General features: G+C 47.2%; 13 protein-coding genes, 1 tRNA gene and 1 pseudogene. 14 read left to right on the top strand and 1 reads right to left on the bottom strand.

The features are described from left to right. The first annotated feature begins 42 nt into the window (after positions 1-42). From OEY64_04725 to OEY64_04780, 12 genes and pseudogenes are all read left to right on the top strand, one after another. Positions 43-2,460, top strand: coding sequence for a heavy metal translocating P-type ATPase (locus tag OEY64_04725; GenBank protein MDH5542253.1), 2,418 nt, complete (start codon positions 43-45; stop codon positions 2,458-2,460). 12 nt (positions 2,461-2,472) lie between these two features. Next, positions 2,473-2,688 carry a copper ion binding protein gene (locus OEY64_04730; GenBank protein MDH5542254.1) on the top strand — a complete coding sequence of 72 codons (216 nt, stop codon included), beginning with the start codon at positions 2,473-2,475 and terminating at the stop codon, positions 2,686-2,688. Between the two features lie 7 nt (positions 2,689-2,695). After that, the gene (locus OEY64_04735; protein MDH5542255.1) at positions 2,696-2,968 is read left to right on the top strand and encodes a metal-sensing transcriptional repressor; all 273 of its coding nucleotides are present in this window, start codon (positions 2,696-2,698) and stop codon (positions 2,966-2,968) included. Between the two features lie 116 nt (positions 2,969-3,084). After that, on the top strand, positions 3,085-3,609 hold the full coding sequence (locus OEY64_04740) for a YqhA family protein (protein MDH5542256.1): 525 nt from the start codon (positions 3,085-3,087) through the stop codon (positions 3,607-3,609). A 301-nt stretch (positions 3,610-3,910) separates the two neighbouring features. Next, positions 3,911-6,364, top strand: a complete 2,454-nt coding sequence (gene gyrA / locus OEY64_04745) for a DNA gyrase subunit A (protein MDH5542257.1) — start codon at positions 3,911-3,913, stop codon at positions 6,362-6,364. Continuing rightward, positions 6,364-7,149, top strand: coding sequence for a tetratricopeptide repeat protein (locus OEY64_04750; protein MDH5542258.1), 786 nt, complete (start codon positions 6,364-6,366; stop codon positions 7,147-7,149). Before gyrA ends, OEY64_04750 begins: the two co-directional genes overlap by 1 nt. 13 nt (positions 7,150-7,162) lie before the next feature. Continuing rightward, entirely contained in the window at positions 7,163-8,437 is a 1,275-nt protein-coding gene (gene serS / locus OEY64_04755) for a serine--tRNA ligase (GenBank protein ID MDH5542259.1), read from the top strand. Positions 8,438-8,510: 73 nt separating this feature from the next. Continuing rightward, positions 8,511-8,596: transfer RNA gene (locus tag OEY64_04760), tRNA-Ser, on the top strand. Between the two features lie 266 nt (positions 8,597-8,862). Beyond that, positions 8,863-9,412: pseudogene (locus OEY64_04765) on the top strand (integrase core domain-containing protein). 105 nt (positions 9,413-9,517) lie between these two features. Further along, complete coding sequence (locus tag OEY64_04770) at positions 9,518-9,925, top strand: hypothetical protein (GenBank protein MDH5542260.1); 408 nt, start codon at positions 9,518-9,520, stop codon at positions 9,923-9,925. Between the two features lie 28 nt (positions 9,926-9,953). Further along, on the top strand, positions 9,954-10,454 hold the full coding sequence (locus OEY64_04775; GenBank protein MDH5542261.1) for a YhcH/YjgK/YiaL family protein: 501 nt from the start codon (positions 9,954-9,956) through the stop codon (positions 10,452-10,454). Beyond that, positions 10,454-10,663, top strand: coding sequence for a hypothetical protein (locus tag OEY64_04780; GenBank protein ID MDH5542262.1), 210 nt, complete (start codon positions 10,454-10,456; stop codon positions 10,661-10,663). Before OEY64_04775 ends, OEY64_04780 begins: the two co-directional genes overlap by 1 nt. A gap of 71 nt (positions 10,664-10,734) precedes the next feature. Here the strand turns inward: OEY64_04780 and OEY64_04785 are convergent, their stop codons facing one another. After that, positions 10,735-12,378, bottom strand: coding sequence for an ATP-binding cassette domain-containing protein (locus tag OEY64_04785; protein MDH5542263.1), 1,644 nt, complete (start codon positions 12,376-12,378; stop codon positions 10,735-10,737). Positions 12,379-12,793: 415 nt separating this feature from the next. Here OEY64_04785 and OEY64_04790 point away from each other — a divergent pair, with 415 nt between their 5' ends. Both OEY64_04790 and OEY64_04795 read left to right on the top strand, forming a co-directional pair. Further along, a complete protein-coding gene (locus OEY64_04790; protein MDH5542264.1) occupies positions 12,794-15,673 on the top strand; it encodes a PAS domain S-box protein in 2,880 nt (959 codons plus the stop codon). A 251-nt stretch (positions 15,674-15,924) separates the two neighbouring features. Further along, positions 15,925-16,578: a TetR/AcrR family transcriptional regulator gene (locus tag OEY64_04795; protein MDH5542265.1), complete on the top strand. Its 654-nt coding sequence runs from the start codon at positions 15,925-15,927 to the stop codon at positions 16,576-16,578. Positions 16,579-16,645: the final 67 nt, after the last annotated feature.

The following is a 16,645-nucleotide window of genomic DNA, read 5'->3' on the forward strand; positions in this document are numbered from 1 at the left end:
GAGGGGTAGAGCCGCTTCACACTGCAGAAAGAGGTTGAAAATATGGATAATAACAATAAATCTGAAATGACCTTCGACGTTACTGGTATGACATGCGCCTCTTGCTCTTCAGCCGTCGAACGCTCTGTGAAAAAAGTAAGCGGCGTCAAGGAGGCAAGCGTAAACCTCCTGAATGAAAAACTGGTAGTAGTTGCAGACCCGGAAAACGGGATCGATCCTTCGAAGATAGAAGAGGCGGTCATAAACGCCGGCTACGGTATAAAAAAAAGAACGCCGTCAAAGATCACCATCGGTATTGATGGGATGACATGCGCTTCATGCGTCGGCAGAATAGAAAGAGAGCTTAAAAAAACGGCGGGTGTAGAGGATGCGATTGTAAACCTCGCTACAAACAAAGGGACCATATTTTACGATTCAGAGGTCGCGTCGGTTTCAGACCTGAAAAATGCTATCACTGTTGCCGGATATGCTCCGGTTTCACTTGAAAAGGAGGAGGAGAAAAAAGAGGAAAACCTCATTTCATCGCCAGGTTTCAATCTCGCGCTTGCACTCGCTTTCCTCTTTCCGCTCGCGCTTCTTACGATGGGGCATATGCTCGGTTTCCCCTTGCCCGGTTTCATAGAACCTGAAACGAACCCTCTTAGAAACGCGTTCCTGCAACTCTTTCTTACGGCACCTATAATCATTGCGGGGCGACGTTTCTATACGTCAGGGAGCCGCGCCGTTTTGCATGGCGGTGCGAACATGGATACGCTTATCGCGCTTGGCACGAGTTCGGCGATACTCTATTCGCTTTGGGGGATGTGGAGGATCGTTTCGGGAGAAGTCCACTACATCCATCACCTCTACTTCGAATCAGCAGGGTTCATCATCGGCCTCATACTGATAGGAAAATATCTGGAGGAGCGCGCGAAAGGGAGGACGTCGGCGGCGATCAAGGCGCTGATGAATCTCACCCCTCCCACGGCGACTTTGATAGAGAACGGCAGCTATCGCGTAATTGATGCGGAGGATATTAAGCCGGGGGATCTCCTGCTGGTCAAGGCGGGAGAAAGGATACCGACCGACGCAGTTCTCATGAAGGGTGAGACAAGCGTTGATGAATCGATGATCACAGGCGAAAGCATCCCGGTAGACAAGAAGCCGGGGGATAAACTGACAGGCGCGACCGTGAACGGCAACATAGTCATAGAGGTCCGCGCCGAAAGGGTGGGTAGCGACACCACACTGGCGCAGATAATCCGTCTTGTCGAGGAGGCGCAGGGTTCCAAGGCGCCGATAGCATCTCTCGCCGACAAGGTATCGGCGATCTTTGTGCCTGCGGTTCTTGTGATAGCCTTCTTTTCTGCCGGTGGGTGGTTGCTTGCGGGTGAGAGTTTTACATTTGCCCTTTCGATTTTCATATCCGTACTTATCATCGCTTGCCCATGCGCTCTTGGCCTTGCCACGCCGACGGCGATAATGGTCGGCACGGGAAGAGGGGCACAGCTAGGCGTTCTTGTTAAGAACGGCCGCGCCTTGGAGGCGGCGGCGGAGCTTGACACCATACTTTTTGACAAGACCGGCACAATAACCGAGGGGAAACCGGCAGTGACGCTCGCAAGTGCATCGAATGGAACCAGCGAGGAAGAGCTCTGGAGATATACAGCGGGACTTGAAAGCGGTTCCGGACATCCGCTATCGAAAGCGGTTGTGGAGGGGGCCGTTGCCAGGGGTATATCCTTTCCAAATCCGTCCGAGGTTGAAACGTGGCCCGGCTTTGGTATATCAGGCCGGGTGGATGGAAGGGTGGTTCTCGCCGGCAAGAGCGGATTCCTTGCGAAGGAAGGGATCGATATCGCACAAGATACTGGAGGCGACATCAATGTTGCCGTTGACGGAAAATATATTGGCCATTTCATGGTTGCCGATGAGATCAAACCTACGGCTGTAAAGGCTGTGGAGATGCTCCATGAACTTGGATTGAAAACCGTGATGATCACGGGAGACAGGAAAGGGATTGCTCTTGATATCGCCGGGAAAGCGGGCATCGACGAGGTCATTAGCGAGGTGCTTCCAGAAGAGAAGGAGAAGGAGGTAGGGAGAATGATCGAATCTGGCCGGAAGGTCGGGATGGTGGGGGACGGCATAAACGATGCCCCCGCGCTGGCGCGGGCGGATATCGGCATAGCGATCGGCACAGGTACCGATGTCGCCATTGAAACCGCCGACATGGTGCTGGTCAGCGGAGATCCGCAAGGGGTGGCAAGGGCGATAAGGCTGAGCCGCTCGACTATCAGGAACATAAAACAGAATCTCTTTTGGGCGTTTTTCTACAACACCCTTGGTATACCGGTTGCGGCAGGCCTCCTGTACATTTTCGGAGGGCCGACGCTGAATCCGATGTTCGCGGCGGCGGCAATGAGTTTCAGCTCCATATCGGTAGTTCTAAACGCGCTACGGTTGAAAAATTTTAAATAGGAGGAAATTGAAATGGAAAAGGTTCTATCGATAGAAGGGATGACATGCGGACACTGCAAGATGCACGTTGAGAAAGCGCTGTCAGGAATCGACGGGGTAACATCCGCAAAGGTCGAGCTTGAAAAGAAAAAGGCGATTGTCGAGATGGACGATAATGTAAGCGAAGCCGCGCTATCCGAGGCGGTTGCGGAAGCGGGATATCAGGTCACCGCAATATCCGGAAAGTAGCGGCGCGATGGATGCAAAAGCTCACAGCGAGGCGGCCCATCAGCTGAAAACAGCCAGGGGTCAGATAGACGGCATAATAAAAATGCTGGATGAGAACAGGTACTGCATCGACGTATCGAAGCAGATACTGTCGGCGATGTCACTCCTTAGAAAAGCGAACCTGGAAGTGCTAAAAGGGCATATAAAGACCTGTGTTGCCGATGCAGTAAACAAAGGGGAAGGGGAGGAGAAGATAGAAGAGATATTCGGGATCATAGATACATACGCCAAACCGGTTTAGCTGTCCTCGGCGTCATGTTTCCCGGCGCATCTGAGGGAGAGGCGGGAGAGGGTAATTTAATGTATAATTGTCTCGCTTCGAAGAATATATTTTTACTTTATGAGGATCAAACAGCAGTGCTGGAAAAAATAGAATATTGGTTTGAGTGGCTGATCTGGCAGAGCAGGCTCATTGTTCTGCTCGCAGTAGTGTCGAGCATCATTGCCTCGGCTGTTCTTATTATCACGGGCACTGTCGACATAGCCCTTGTGCTGGTCGAGTTCTTCCACACTCTTGAAAACAGGGAGTTGTACAAGGAGTTCCATACCGAGATGCTCACGCATGTCATCAGCGCGATAGATGCCTATCTGATTGCGACAGTTCTCCTGATCTTCGGTGTCGGCCTTTACGAGCTGTTCATCAGCAAAATAGATTTTCTCGAAAGGGATACCAAAGGTTCCGGGATACTGGTGGTGCATTCACTCGATGAGCTTAAGGAAAAGCTTGCGAAGGTGATACTGATGGTGCTTATCGTGGTTTTTTTCAAACACGCGGTACATTTGAAATACGACACGATCCTAAACCTGCTCTATCTCGGTATAGGTATTTTCTTTATAGCGGTCTCAATTTTCCTTACCGGGAAAAAGATGTCCGATAAATAATTTTTCCCGGCTATCAGGTATGAAAAGTGAGCAAGAAAACAGCGCGAAGCCGGAAAGCGCGCTTGTGTATGAAAGATATGAGCAATCTATATGTTTCTGTTATGCCGATAAATAGGGAAAGTTAGCCCTTTTTGACCGAAAATATCACACCTGGAAACCTCTTTTTCACATTATTGTAACGAGGTATGCAAAATCAATGATTTTGCAACCTGTCTGCTAAGCTAACCAATTGAATATATAAAGCATAATAGGAAAAAATAAACCTCAAAACCGACCGTATAAATGTTAAAATCCCTAGCTTATGGATGAAAATACAGGGAAGCTGATACAGGTAAGCATCGAAGACGAGATGCGAACCTCCTACCTCGATTACGCGATGAGCGTCATCGTAGGGAGGGCGTTGCCCGACGTCCGTGACGGACTGAAACCGGTTCATCGCAGGGCTCTTTTTGCGATGAACGAGATGGGGAACCATCATAACAAACCGTATAAAAAATCCGCACGCATAGTCGGCGACGTAATCGGTAAGTACCACCCGCATGGCGATCAGGCGGTGTACGATACCATCGTCCGTCTTGCGCAGGATTTCTCCATGCGTTACCCGCTTGTCGACGGACAGGGTAACTTCGGCTCAATAGACGGCGATTCCGCCGCCGCCATGCGTTATACGGAGATCAGGCTCGACAAACTCTCCGACGAAATGCTTGACGATCTTGACAAGGATACCGTCGACTTCGCGCCGAACTACGATGATTCCATGAAGGAGCCGACGGTATTGCCGTGCAGGTTCCCGAATCTCCTTGTTAACGGGTCGTCAGGTATCGCGGTCGGTATGACCACGAACATCCCCCCTCACAATATTCAAGAGGTATGCAAGGGGGTTGAGTATCTGATAGACAATCCCGACTGTTCGGTCGATGATCTGATAGCGATCATACCAGGCCCGGACTTTCCGACAGCCGGGATAATACAGGGGCGCGCCGGGATACTCTCGGCCTATAGAACCGGGAAGGGGCATCTTAGGGTAAGGGCCAAGTGCGAGTTCGAGCAGAACAAGAGAAAGGATCAGGAGAACATAATCATCACCGAGTTCCCGTACCAGGTGAACAAGGCGAAGACGCTTGAGAAGATTGCCGAACTGGTGAGGGACAAAAGGGTCACCGGTATATCTGACATAAGGGACGAGTCGGACAGAAACGGAATACGCGTAGTCATTGAATTGCGAAAGGATGCTATTCCAAGCGTCGTGCTGAACCAGCTATACAAGCATACAAACCTCCAAGATACGTTCGGCGTCATCATGATCTCGCTGGTGAACAGGCAGCCGAAGCTCCTGAACCTCAAGGAGATGCTCCACTATTTTGTAGACCACAGGCGCGTGGTCATTACGCGAAGGACGCTCTTCGAGCTTGCAAAGGCGAGAGCCAGGGAACATATACTCGAAGGGCTTCGCACCGCGGTAGACAATCTTGACGAAGTGGTAGATCTGATAAAGAAAAGCGCTACACCGGCTGAAGCGCAGGAAGGGCTCAAAACACGATTTAAACTTTCGGCGGAACAGGCCAAGGCGATCCTCGAACTCCGTTTACAGCGTCTTACCGGCCTTGAACGGCAGAAGATCATCGATGAGCTGGAGAGCATAAAGAAAGAGATCAAGGAGCTTGAGTACATCAGGGATCACGAAGAGAAGAAGTTCGCGATGATAAAGGAGGAGATGGCTTTGATCTCCCAGAAATTCGGCGATAAGAGGCGAACAGAGATCGTTGAGGCTGAAGAGGAACTGGACGAAGAGGACCTGATTGCCGATGAGGATATGGTCGTGACACTGACCCAGGATGGATACATTAAGCGTGTTCCAATAGGTACCTACCGGGCGCAGAGAAGAGGGGGCAAAGGGGTCAAGTCGATGAGCGTCAAGGATGAAGACGTGGTTGTAAGGGTCTTCATAGCTTCTACTCATTCGTATCTTCTTATATTTACCTCTTCGGGAAAGGTCTTCCGGATAAAGGTTTGGGAAATACCGCTCGCTTCAAGGGCGGCGCGTGGGAAATCGCTCGCAAACCTCCTTGAAGTAGAGCCAAACGAAAAGGTAGCCGCAGTTTTCTCCATAAAGGATTTTGAGGAAACCGAAAGGTACCTTCTCCTTGCCACGCGCGCCGGCACAGTAAAGAAAACCGAGCTAAAGGCATACGCAAACATTCACAAACGCGGGATTTACGCGATCAAGCTTTCAGAAGGGGATCAGCTGGCAGGAGCCGAGCTTACCGATGGAAACTGCACCGTGTTTCTCGCCACTGCTCATGGTAAAGCGATCCATTTCCATGAAAAGGACGCGCGTTCAATGGGCAGGCATACCGGAGGCGTTCGCGGCATCAATCTGAATGAAGGTGATGAGGTGGTCGGTCTCGCCCTTCCGGGTCCCGATTCAACGGTCCTTTCGGTAACAGAAAACGGATACGGCAAGCGGACAAAAATTTCCGAGTACCGCGTCATAGGACGCGGCGGCAAGGGGATGATAAACATCATCTCCTCGGAGCGAAATGGTCAGGTTGTAAGCGTGAAAGTTGTAGATGACGATGCCGAGATAATGCTTGTCACCGAGGATGGGCAGATGATAAGGACCCGCGTGAGCGAAATATCGGTTATCGGAAGGAACACCCAGGGGGTGAAGATACTCGACACCGAAGGGAAACATGTCATATCTGTGGCGGTGCTTGAAGAGGACAAGGAAGAGAAGGAAGACAAGGAAAAGTAATGGTTCGACCGGGCACACTGTATATCCTGATAGCAATTCTTGTATTTGCCGCATGTACGTCAAGGCAGACACTCCTTCTGCAGGAGGCTGAAAACCGATGGTATAAAAACGAGTACTCCGAAGCTGTAAGGATTTTCATCCAGATAATAGACAGGTACCCGGATACTCCAGAAGCGGAGACCGCTCTGCTGAGAGCCGGGGAGACGTTTATGCTTAACCTCTCGGATCATAACAAGGCGCTTGAGTATTTCAAAAGGCTCACCGAAGAGTTTCCCCACGGCGAAAAAGCCAGAACCGCGAGGATCAACATGGCCTCGATAATGGAAAATACAACAAAGGATTACGACAGCGCCGTGATCCAGTATCAAATACTCATAGATAATTCCAAGGGACTCGAAGGGGATGTATTTCAATTCGCCCTTGCGAGATGTTTCTATAAGAAGAACGATTACGAACAGGCGATTATCGAGTACAAGAATCTCCGCAAAAGATTTCCATCGAGCAAGCTGTTGCCTGAAGCGTCTTATCAGATAGGCAACTGCTATTTCGTGATGAATAATTGCGAAGAGGCGATAAAGCAGTACGAGAAAACGCTGGAGAATTTTCCCGACATCCCGGAAAGATACGACATAATGCTTTCGACCGGAGTCTGCCTGGAAGGCAAGGAGGATTACGGACAGGCACTTCACATCTATCGCGAAATACTCGACAAGTACCCGAATACGAAACTGATAGAGAGAAAGATCGACGCCGTTCTTTCGCGCATGAGAGACAAGAACCGCTGAGAAGGATGGATTAATGCTCGACCCAAAACTCCTTAGAAAAGAAAAAGACTTGATCGCGAAAAAACTTTCCCGGCGCTCGGGCAACGTCGATATCGGGCCGGCATTGATCGCCTATGAAGAGTATCTCTCCGTAAAGACCGAGCTTGAGGAGATGCAGGGGAAGATGAACACAGCCTCCGCGGAAATTGGAAAACTCGTAAAAGAGAAGAAGGACGCCACACAGGCAAAGTCCGAACTGAAGGAATTTTCTAACAGCATAAGGGAAAAGGAGATACTTTTCCGCGAGCGCGAAGAAAGTTTTAATGGTTTGATCTACATGATACCGAATCTCCCAGACGATTCTGTGCCGGACGGCAAGAGCGAGGACGAAAACATTGAGATACGAAAGTGGGGGGAGCCTCGGCAGTTTTCGTTCAAGCAGAGATCGCATGTCGAGATAGGTGAATCACTTGGCATACTCGATTTCAAGCGCGCGGCTAAAATATCGGGAGCGCGATTCGTGCTATATCGTGGCGCCGGGGCAAAGCTGGAACGAGCGCTTATCTCTTTCATGCTCAATTCGCACGCGGAGAAGGGATATGAAGAGATCATCCCCCCTTTCATGGTGAACAGAAAATCCATGACCGGCACGGGACAGCTTCCGAAATTCGAGGAGGATCTTTTTAAAGTTGAAGGGGGAGAGTATTACCTCATCCCTACTGCCGAGGTGCCGGTGACGAATATTTATGCCGACGAAATTCTAAGCGCAAGCGAACTTACAAAAAAGTTCTGCGCATATACTCCATGTTTCAGAAGCGAGGCGGGCTCATACGGAAAGATCGCGACAGGGTTGATCCGGCAACATCAATTCAATAAGGTTGAACTGGTGAAACTCAGCAAGCCGGAAGATTCGATGGCCGAGCTGGAGAGTTTGACGGCGGATGCGGAAGCGATACTTCAGGCACTTGAGATACCGTACCGCGTGGTACAGCTCTGCGCGGGTGACCTCGGATTCTCGGCAGTGAAGACTTATGATCTGGAGATATGGTTGCCATCGCAGGAACGCTATGTTGAGATCTCTTCGTGCTCGAATTTTGGGGATTTCCAGGCGAGGCGCGCGGCGATACGTTTCCGCCGTGAGCAGAAGGGGAAGCCGGAACTTCTGCATACGCTGAACGGCTCCGGGCTTGCTGTCGGGCGTACGGTCGTTGCGATACTGGAAAACTTTCAGAACGAAGACGGGAGCGTAACCGTGCCGGAAGTCCTTCGCCATTATTTGGGCGGAATGGAGAAGATAGAGAAGGCGTAAATATTTTTACGTTTATTCGCCTCAAGCGGCGGAGTTTGGTATACAATTATTTTTCCGAATTTGGCACATGACCGGAGAGGTGGCCGAGCGGTTTAAGGCAGCGGTCTTGAAAACCGCCGAACGAAAGTTCCGGGGGTTCGAATCCCTCCCTCTCCGCCACTAAGCAATTGAAACATATAACATATGTGCTTTGGAAATCCCTGTAAGTTCCCTGTACAGTTTGAAATCTATGAATAAAATCCACAACTTCTTTTATGGATTGAAAGCAGGAGTTTGGATTGTTTAAGAAAACAAAAATAAGGTGATATCTGTAAATTTGTTAGCTGAGGTATGGGCCTATTTCTTTTCGTCTTTCAGTGACCTTTCTCCACTAAACGAGACCATGTTTATGGCTATAGACTGGTCAAAATTAGGAGCCAATAAATCAGCCAAAGCGCAAAAGGTTATGGCTCAATGACGGTTCTTCCATCAGGCTTAGGGCAGACCATAAAAACCATATCTGGAGTTACGATTTTGGTATATACCGTACTTATGATGGAAGGCCGGTCAAAATCCTGACTCTTATCGATGATTTCACCAGAGAATGCATAGCTTTGGAGGTTGGAAGAAGGCTGACCTTTCAGGATGTATTAGAGACTCTGGCAGAGCTGTTTATCTTAAAAGGTGTTCCAGAACATATACGCTCTGACAACGGGGCGGAGTTTACGGCTAAGGTAATCCGGAAGTGGTTAACAAGTTGGAGTGAAGACTCTTTACATCGAGCCTGGGAGTCCTTGGGAGATTGGATATATCGAGATTTTCAACGGCAAACTTAGGGATGAGCTTCTTAATGGAGAAATATTTGAAACCTTACTTGAAGCAAAGGTCTTGATAGAACGATGGAGGCAGGAATACAATACTGTCAGGCCACACAGTTCCTTGGGCTATCGACCACCCGCTTCAGAAGCTGTTGAATCGATACCGGTTGCTGTTTAGAAATATGAAACTTTATAGCTGGTATCACACTTGGGGGTTGGTCAATATTTGAACAGTAAGTAGGAAAGTCCGATGTAAAAGGATACAATAACAAACGGAAAACATATGGAAAAAGATATCGGATATTATTTAAAGAGGATCGGCATCGCCATAATTCTTTTTGCCGCGGTATTGGCAGTTGTGGTGAAGACCTGGATGACCGGAGCGCTGGATCGCTATGTTTACGGATTCAACACGATAAGTATAGAAGCAAAAGGGAACAGATGGATTCAGTCCTCCAGCAGTGTAGAGCTGGAACCGGGGAGTATCGTAAAGCTGGTTGTGAGAAACCGTGATAAAGGGATACATCACAATATCGTAATACCATCGAAAGAGATAGAAAGTGACGTAATCGAATACGGCGGCATGGTCGGCATCGGCTTCGAGGTGCCGGAGAGCGGAGTATTCGAGTATTATTGCTCATTCCATCCGCCGATGAAATCGTCATTTGAAGTCATAAAACAGGCCAAGTAGCATCGGCTAAGCTAGAAAAAGAGGGGATATGGCTATCATTGGAAGGATAGAAAATCCGGAAAAAGCACATATCGAAAGTAATATATGGATTGAAGCATTCAAATATATACGATCATTTCTATATGAAGGAAGCGAAACGCGTGAGAGGCTACTTTCAATGGAGCCGGGCGATGTAGCAAGGGTGGAGCTTTCGGACGGTCTTTTTGCCATGGAGCAGGTTTACATGACCAAGGAGGAGAAAGAAGGGCGTTTTGAATCTCATCGAAAATACATAGATATCCAGGCTGTAATTGCGGGAAATGAGATAGCGCAAACATCAGATATAAAAGTACTTACAGTTGAAACCCCATATGACGAAGAAAAAGACGTCACCTTCTACAAGGATGGTGTTGATAAAGCCGAGCATCTCCTTTCCTCAGGGATATATGCAGTTTTCTATCCGTCCGACGCCCATAAACCGTGTTTGATGCGCAACAAATCGGAAATTGTTTATAAGACAGTTGTAAAAGTTCCGATAGAAAAGCTGTGATGAACATCGAAATCGGCGCGCACTTTTATCTTTCGATGTTTTTCGGCATTATCGGGATGGGATACTTCGTATACGGGAAGAAGCAGGCACGCTTCATAGCGCTTTTTGCCGGAATGGGGCTGATGGTATTTCCCTATTTCATACCGGAAGCGATAACTCTTTTTGCCGCATCGGCAGGATTGATGGCTGTACCGTTTATCCTGAAATAATTTCTACGTTATTTAATATTTCAAATCTTTAAGATTTAAATAGTCAAATATGATGATCGAAAGACTGTTTGCTACCTCCCCTTATTCTTTCCCCGTTTAGGGCCTTTCTTGTCATCATTGTTTGCCGAGTCCCCACCCTGTGTAGTCTGGAGACGTTCCTGCGCGCGAAGCTGGCGGGCCTCCTTTTTGCTCAGTTTGTTTTTTTCCTTTTTCTCGGCGACAGGCTCCCCTTCCCATCCTATCTTTTCGAGGAAGTCGTCGTACCCGCCGAGGAAATATTCCGCTTTGCCGCTGTGGAAAATGATGAGGTTTTGCGCAAGGCTCCTTAGGAGAAGCTCGGAGTGGGTGACTATGACCACGGCTCCGGGGTAGGAGTCAAGCTCCTCTATGAGCGATTCGATCGATTCGACATCGAGGTGGTGGGTTGGCTCATCGAGAAGCAGGAGGTTCGTGGGGTGAGAAATGATTTTTCCCAGGAGAACACGGCTACGCTCTCCACCGGAGAGTACCTTGATAAGTTTCTTGCTGATATCCCCTTCGAACATCATGGCACCGCAGATCGCGTGCGATGCCTGGAGTGAAAGATTCGGATTTGATTTCTGTATTTCATCGACAACGCGGTTATCGGCGGTCAGCCTGTCAATATTCGTCTGACCAAAATGCCCTATGCGTGTTTCAGGATGGGTTGTGACTGTCCCTGCCGTCGGTTTCAGTTCCCCCGCGAGGCAGTTGAGTAGCGTCGATTTTCCTTTTCCGTTCGCACCGATTATGGCGATCCTGTCACTGCGGCCTATGCTGAATGATATATTCCTGAAGATGCTGTTTTCCTCTTTCCCGTCGTAAGAGAAGGAGATATTCTGCGCTGACATTACTGTTTTGCCTGGACATGCGAGATGGTTGAAGCGGAAACCGAGCGTCTTTTCGTCTTCCAGCTTGTCCAGCGTTCCCATTTTTGCCATCATCTTCACGCGTGACTGCGCCATGGCCGCTTTTGAAGCCTTCGCCTTGAACCTGTCGATAAGCGCTTGCATCTCCTTCTTTTTCTTCTCGATGTTTTGCCGGGTCTGTTCGTACGTTTCCTCCTCCATCATGATCATCTCGTAGAACTTGATGGTGTCGCCTTTCACCTTTCGCGCCTGCCTTCGGTGAATCCCCATGGTATGGGTTGTCACCTTGTCCATGAAATCGCGATCGTGGGTGATGAGCATCATCTCCCCCTGCCATGATGTGAGATACCCTTTCAGCCATCGGAGCGAAAGAATATCGAGGTAGTTTGTCGGCTCGTCGAGAAGCAGCATATTCGGATTATTGAGGAGCGCTTTGCAGAGGTTGATGCGGACCTGGTAGCCGCCGCTGAAGGAGTGCGGATCTTTCTCGAAATCGGCTTGGGAGAATCCGAGTCCGGAGAGGATCATCTCCGCCTTGTAGTGGTCCCACTGCTCCTCAGGTGGGAGCGCCTGTATGCATTCGTCAAGTACGTTTGGTTTCGTGAAGCGTATATGCTGTTCCAGGGTCCCTATCTTGTAGTTTTTGGGCATGGAAATCTCCCCGGAATCAATATGTTCTTCACCAAGGATTATTCTGAAAAGTGTTGATTTTCCAGTACCATTGCGACCGACGAGGCCAACACGCTCCCCCTTGCCGATGAGGAAAGAGACATCCTCAAAGAGAGTCTGCGCACCGTATGATTTCTGTATACTGCTTGCCTGTATCATTCAAATTCCCTAATAAAACCGGTAAGTATAATAGAAGTTGGCGAAGGATGCACTACTTTTTAATATCGCTTGAGATCCAGGGCTTTGATTTATTTTTTTTCCAGGCGGCCCGAAAAAAAATACGCAAAAATGCCTCCAGTTGAGATGAGATGGTTTAAAGACCACAGTGACCTCTGAATATGTTGAAACCGCGCATACTCAGCTATCTTTTAAAAGGAAACTATTTAGATTTTACATCTGCGAAATGTGGGGTAAAATCACATGTCAGGTGGATCCTGAATCCTGAAAGTGCTTTTCCTGAACAGCGGACGTTGTTCGTAATCATTTTGCAAAAGGGAAGAGTATGCAGGATCAAAAGGGTCATACGATTACGGTTAAGGCGTTGAGGAAATAATATTTTGCGGGTTTTTATATTATGAAAAAACGTTTTGCGACAACGTTCCTCTCATTTTCCACTATTCTGTCGATTTTTTTCTGGTCCATATACTACACATCGTCGAATGCCAGGCTGGAGGCATTAAAAATTAACGAAATGGAGAACCTGGAAACGCAGATTGAACTGGTTTCGCAAGATGTGAGCCATATATTTTCCGATTTGATATATCTTTCTGAGCAGCATGAGCTTGCTCAAATGATCGAAGGAGAGAAGGGATACGATCTGACGGCATTAGAGGGAGATCTTCGTACTTTTTCAAAAAGGAAAGGTTTATACGAACAGATTCGGATAATCGACGCAACCGGCAATGAAATAGTAAGGATAAATTACAATGATGGCGATCCTGAAGTGTTGCCAAAAGAGAAGCTTCAATACAAAGGGGACAGATATTATTTCAAGGAGACGCTAAAAATGAACACAGGAGAGATATATATCTCTCCCTTTGATCTAAACGTCGAAAAAGGACAAATCGAAAAACCCTTTAAGCCGATGATTCGCGTTGGTACACCGTTATATAACCGCAAAGGCGAGATCAAAGGGATAGTCTTTTTAAATTATCTTGGGAAGATATTGATCGCGAATATAAAGGATTTTTCAAAACGCTCCAAGGGTAGAACCTCACTATTGAATCAGGATGGTTATTGGCTGGTAGGAGAGAATTCCGAAGATGAATGGGGCTTCATGCTCGAGGCAAGGAAGAATAAAAGATATGAAGCAGTTTTCCCGGACGCATGGAAGAAGATCTCTGAAGCGGAATCCGGCCAATTCATGAGCAACAATGAATTATTCAGCTTTATAACAGTTTATCCGCTTATGGAAGATCATGTCCCTGGCAACGCACTTGAAAAGCACCTTTCTCATACTAGTCACAACGTCGCGGATACCGAATATTACTGGAAAATCGTAAATCGCATTCCCGAAGAAGTTCTAGACGGGGTATCGACCGAACAGTTTTCAGGTTTATTGAATTTATACGGTCTGCTGTTAGTGCTATTTGCCGCCGGCTCCTGGGTCGAGGCGAAGGCAAATCAAAAGGAAAAGAACGCGGCGGAAGAAATGGAACTTTACAGGATGATGATAGAAAAGACCGGCGACCCGGTGTTTCTCATAGATGATGACGACGGCTGCAGAATGGCGTATGTGAACGAAGCCGCGGTAAAGCATTTCGGAGCTACGAAAGAAGAGATACTGAGATGGCAGATTCCGGATTGGGATCCGAATTTTACATTTGAAAAACTTCCTGAGCATGTGGAAGAAATCAAAAAGGTACAAAATCTGTTCATTGAATCAATTCACCGCGTAAAATCCGGCGAATTGGTGCCAGTTGAAATTTCGCTTAACATCACCAATTACAAGAACAGATTGTGTCATTTTGGATATTTTAAAAATATCAGCGAACGAAAAAGAGCAGAAGCCAGCCTAAAGAAGATGAGCAAGGCAATTGAGACGCTGGAGGAGAGCATCATAATAACTGATATGAAAGGTTTTATTGAATATGTAAATCCTTCATGTGAAAAAATTACCGGCTACACCGAGGATGAGCTGTTAGGTAAAAACCCGCGCATATTCAAGTCTGGTCTTGAATCGAAGGAAACCTATGAAGAAATGTGGAAAATGCTTTCAGCCGGCAGAGTATGGAGAGGGGAGCTTGTCAACAAACGCAAAAACGGCGAATTGTACAACGAAGAGATGACAATCTGTCCGATCCTGGATGACGGAGGCAATGTAACCAATTTTGTGGCGATCAAAAGGGATATTTCAAAAAGGAAGCTTGCCGAGAAGGAGCTTCGAGAAGCCAAAGAGCAGGCTGAGCGCGCAACAATACTTAAGGATAAGTTCGTATCGCTTGTTGCGCATGACCTCCGTTCACCCTTTAATTCCATTATAGGTTTCTTAAAGATAGTACAGAAGAAAAATGAAGAACCGATTGGAGAGAAAAAACTTGAACTTGTGAAGAGGGTGATAAGCGTCAGCGAAGGGATGCTGAAAATGATAGAAGACCTGTTAAATATCAGCAGGCTCAATACAGGGGAACTAAAGCCTGTAAAGTATTTTTTAGATGCATCAGCCATTTCGGCGGGGATTATTGAAAACATTTCCTACTCTGCGGAGGATAAGGGGATAGTTGTTGCCAATAATATTCCAAAGGGGACAAGAATATATGCGGATCCTGCGCTTATCAGGGAAACGATACACAATCTTGTTTCGAACTCGATTAAATTTTGTGATAAGGGCGGGCTTGTGGAGATCTACATGCCTGAAGCGGGGAAGCCGAGCATTGCCGTGAAAGACAATGGAGTTGGTATTGATAACGAATATATAGAAAAACTGTTCCGGCACGGAGAAAAGACAACCTCCCCGGGTACGAGGGGGGAAAAGGGAACAGGTCTTGGCCTCCCTTTTTCATACGACATAGTTAAGGCGCATGACGGCAGTCTGGACGTTGTCTCTAAAAAAGGGGAGGGGAGCATCTTTGTGATCAATCTCCCGTATGTTCGTCCTCGTATCCTGATAGTTGAAGATGACCCAGGCATAAGGGGTCTGATAAAACAGTATCTGAATGGAATGGATGTGGAATTTCTTGAGGCGGAAAATGGTACGGACGCGCTTGAGATGTTAAAAAAGGAGACGGTACATCTATTAATTACTGATCTGTTTATGGAGAAAATGGATGGGCTGGCATTGATCAAACAGATAAAGCAAAACCACAAGTGGGATAACATCAGAATAATTGTTGTAACCGCCAGCAATGATGCTGAAAAACGGCAGGAGGTATTCAGCCTTGGCGCGGATGATTTTATAAACAAACCAATTCATATAGATGAATTCGTCCCCAGGGTAAAAAGGTTTGTTCTCTAGCTGAGCGAATATTTCAGAGAATTCTTAAATTCCAAAGTCGTAAAAACCGATATTTGCACGGTGCATTTAAGGTCGTGTCCGTCTCCGAAAATTCACAGCAAGAGGTGCTATTGAACTAATATTGTCAAAAGCCTAAACATATCAAATAGATAGCGACGCAGAAAAAAAATAATAAGATAGGATTGACTTTTCTGTTTCGTGGATATATAAATTAATTAAGAAAAACGAATGTTCGTTTTAAAGGAGTGTGTATGCCGAAAGTTGAAGAGTCACACAAGGAGGCGAGGAGAGAGCAGATCCTTATTGCTTCGCTTGAGTGCTTTGCGGAACAGGGAATTCATAAAACCACAATGCAGGATATTTGCAAAAAATCTAATCTGAGCGCTGGCGCTGTATACAGCTACTTTAAAAGCAAGGACGAGATAATAGAGAGCATCGCGAAAATTGGACAGCAGCAAAGTGACGAAAGGTTCATGTCCGCGAATACGACAGGGAAAGATTACCTGGAAAAATTCAGGATCGCGCTTAGTGCATTTCTTGATTCCCTGCACGACCCTTTCAGACGCACTTGCACAAGAATGGATATCATGGTGCTATCGGAATCATTCTCAAACGAGAAACTAAATAAACTCTTTTCTGCAAACTACAATGCTGTACTGGGAAATATCAAAAAGATGATGTTGGAAGGGCAGAAAGAGAAGATAATAAGTTCAAAACTTGATGCTGATGCACTTGCACAGATCCTTTTCGGCGTGGTTCAGTCACTTTCCATACAGCTTAACATCAATCCAAAGATCGACATAAACGCCTACAAGGAAACAGTCATTGAGGTGCTGCTTGACGGGATGAGAGCTGAAGGCAAAGGTTCCTCGCGGAATGAAAATAAAGTCAATGAGGTATTATAGGTATGAGGACCGTCAGTTTTTTTTGGATATTTATACAAAACGAAGGTTCGCTTTTAATAGAGGAGGG

Source organism: Nitrospinota bacterium (assembly GCA_029881495.1).
Classification (GTDB): Bacteria; Nitrospinota_A; UBA7883; order JACRGQ01; family JACRGQ01; genus JAOUMJ01.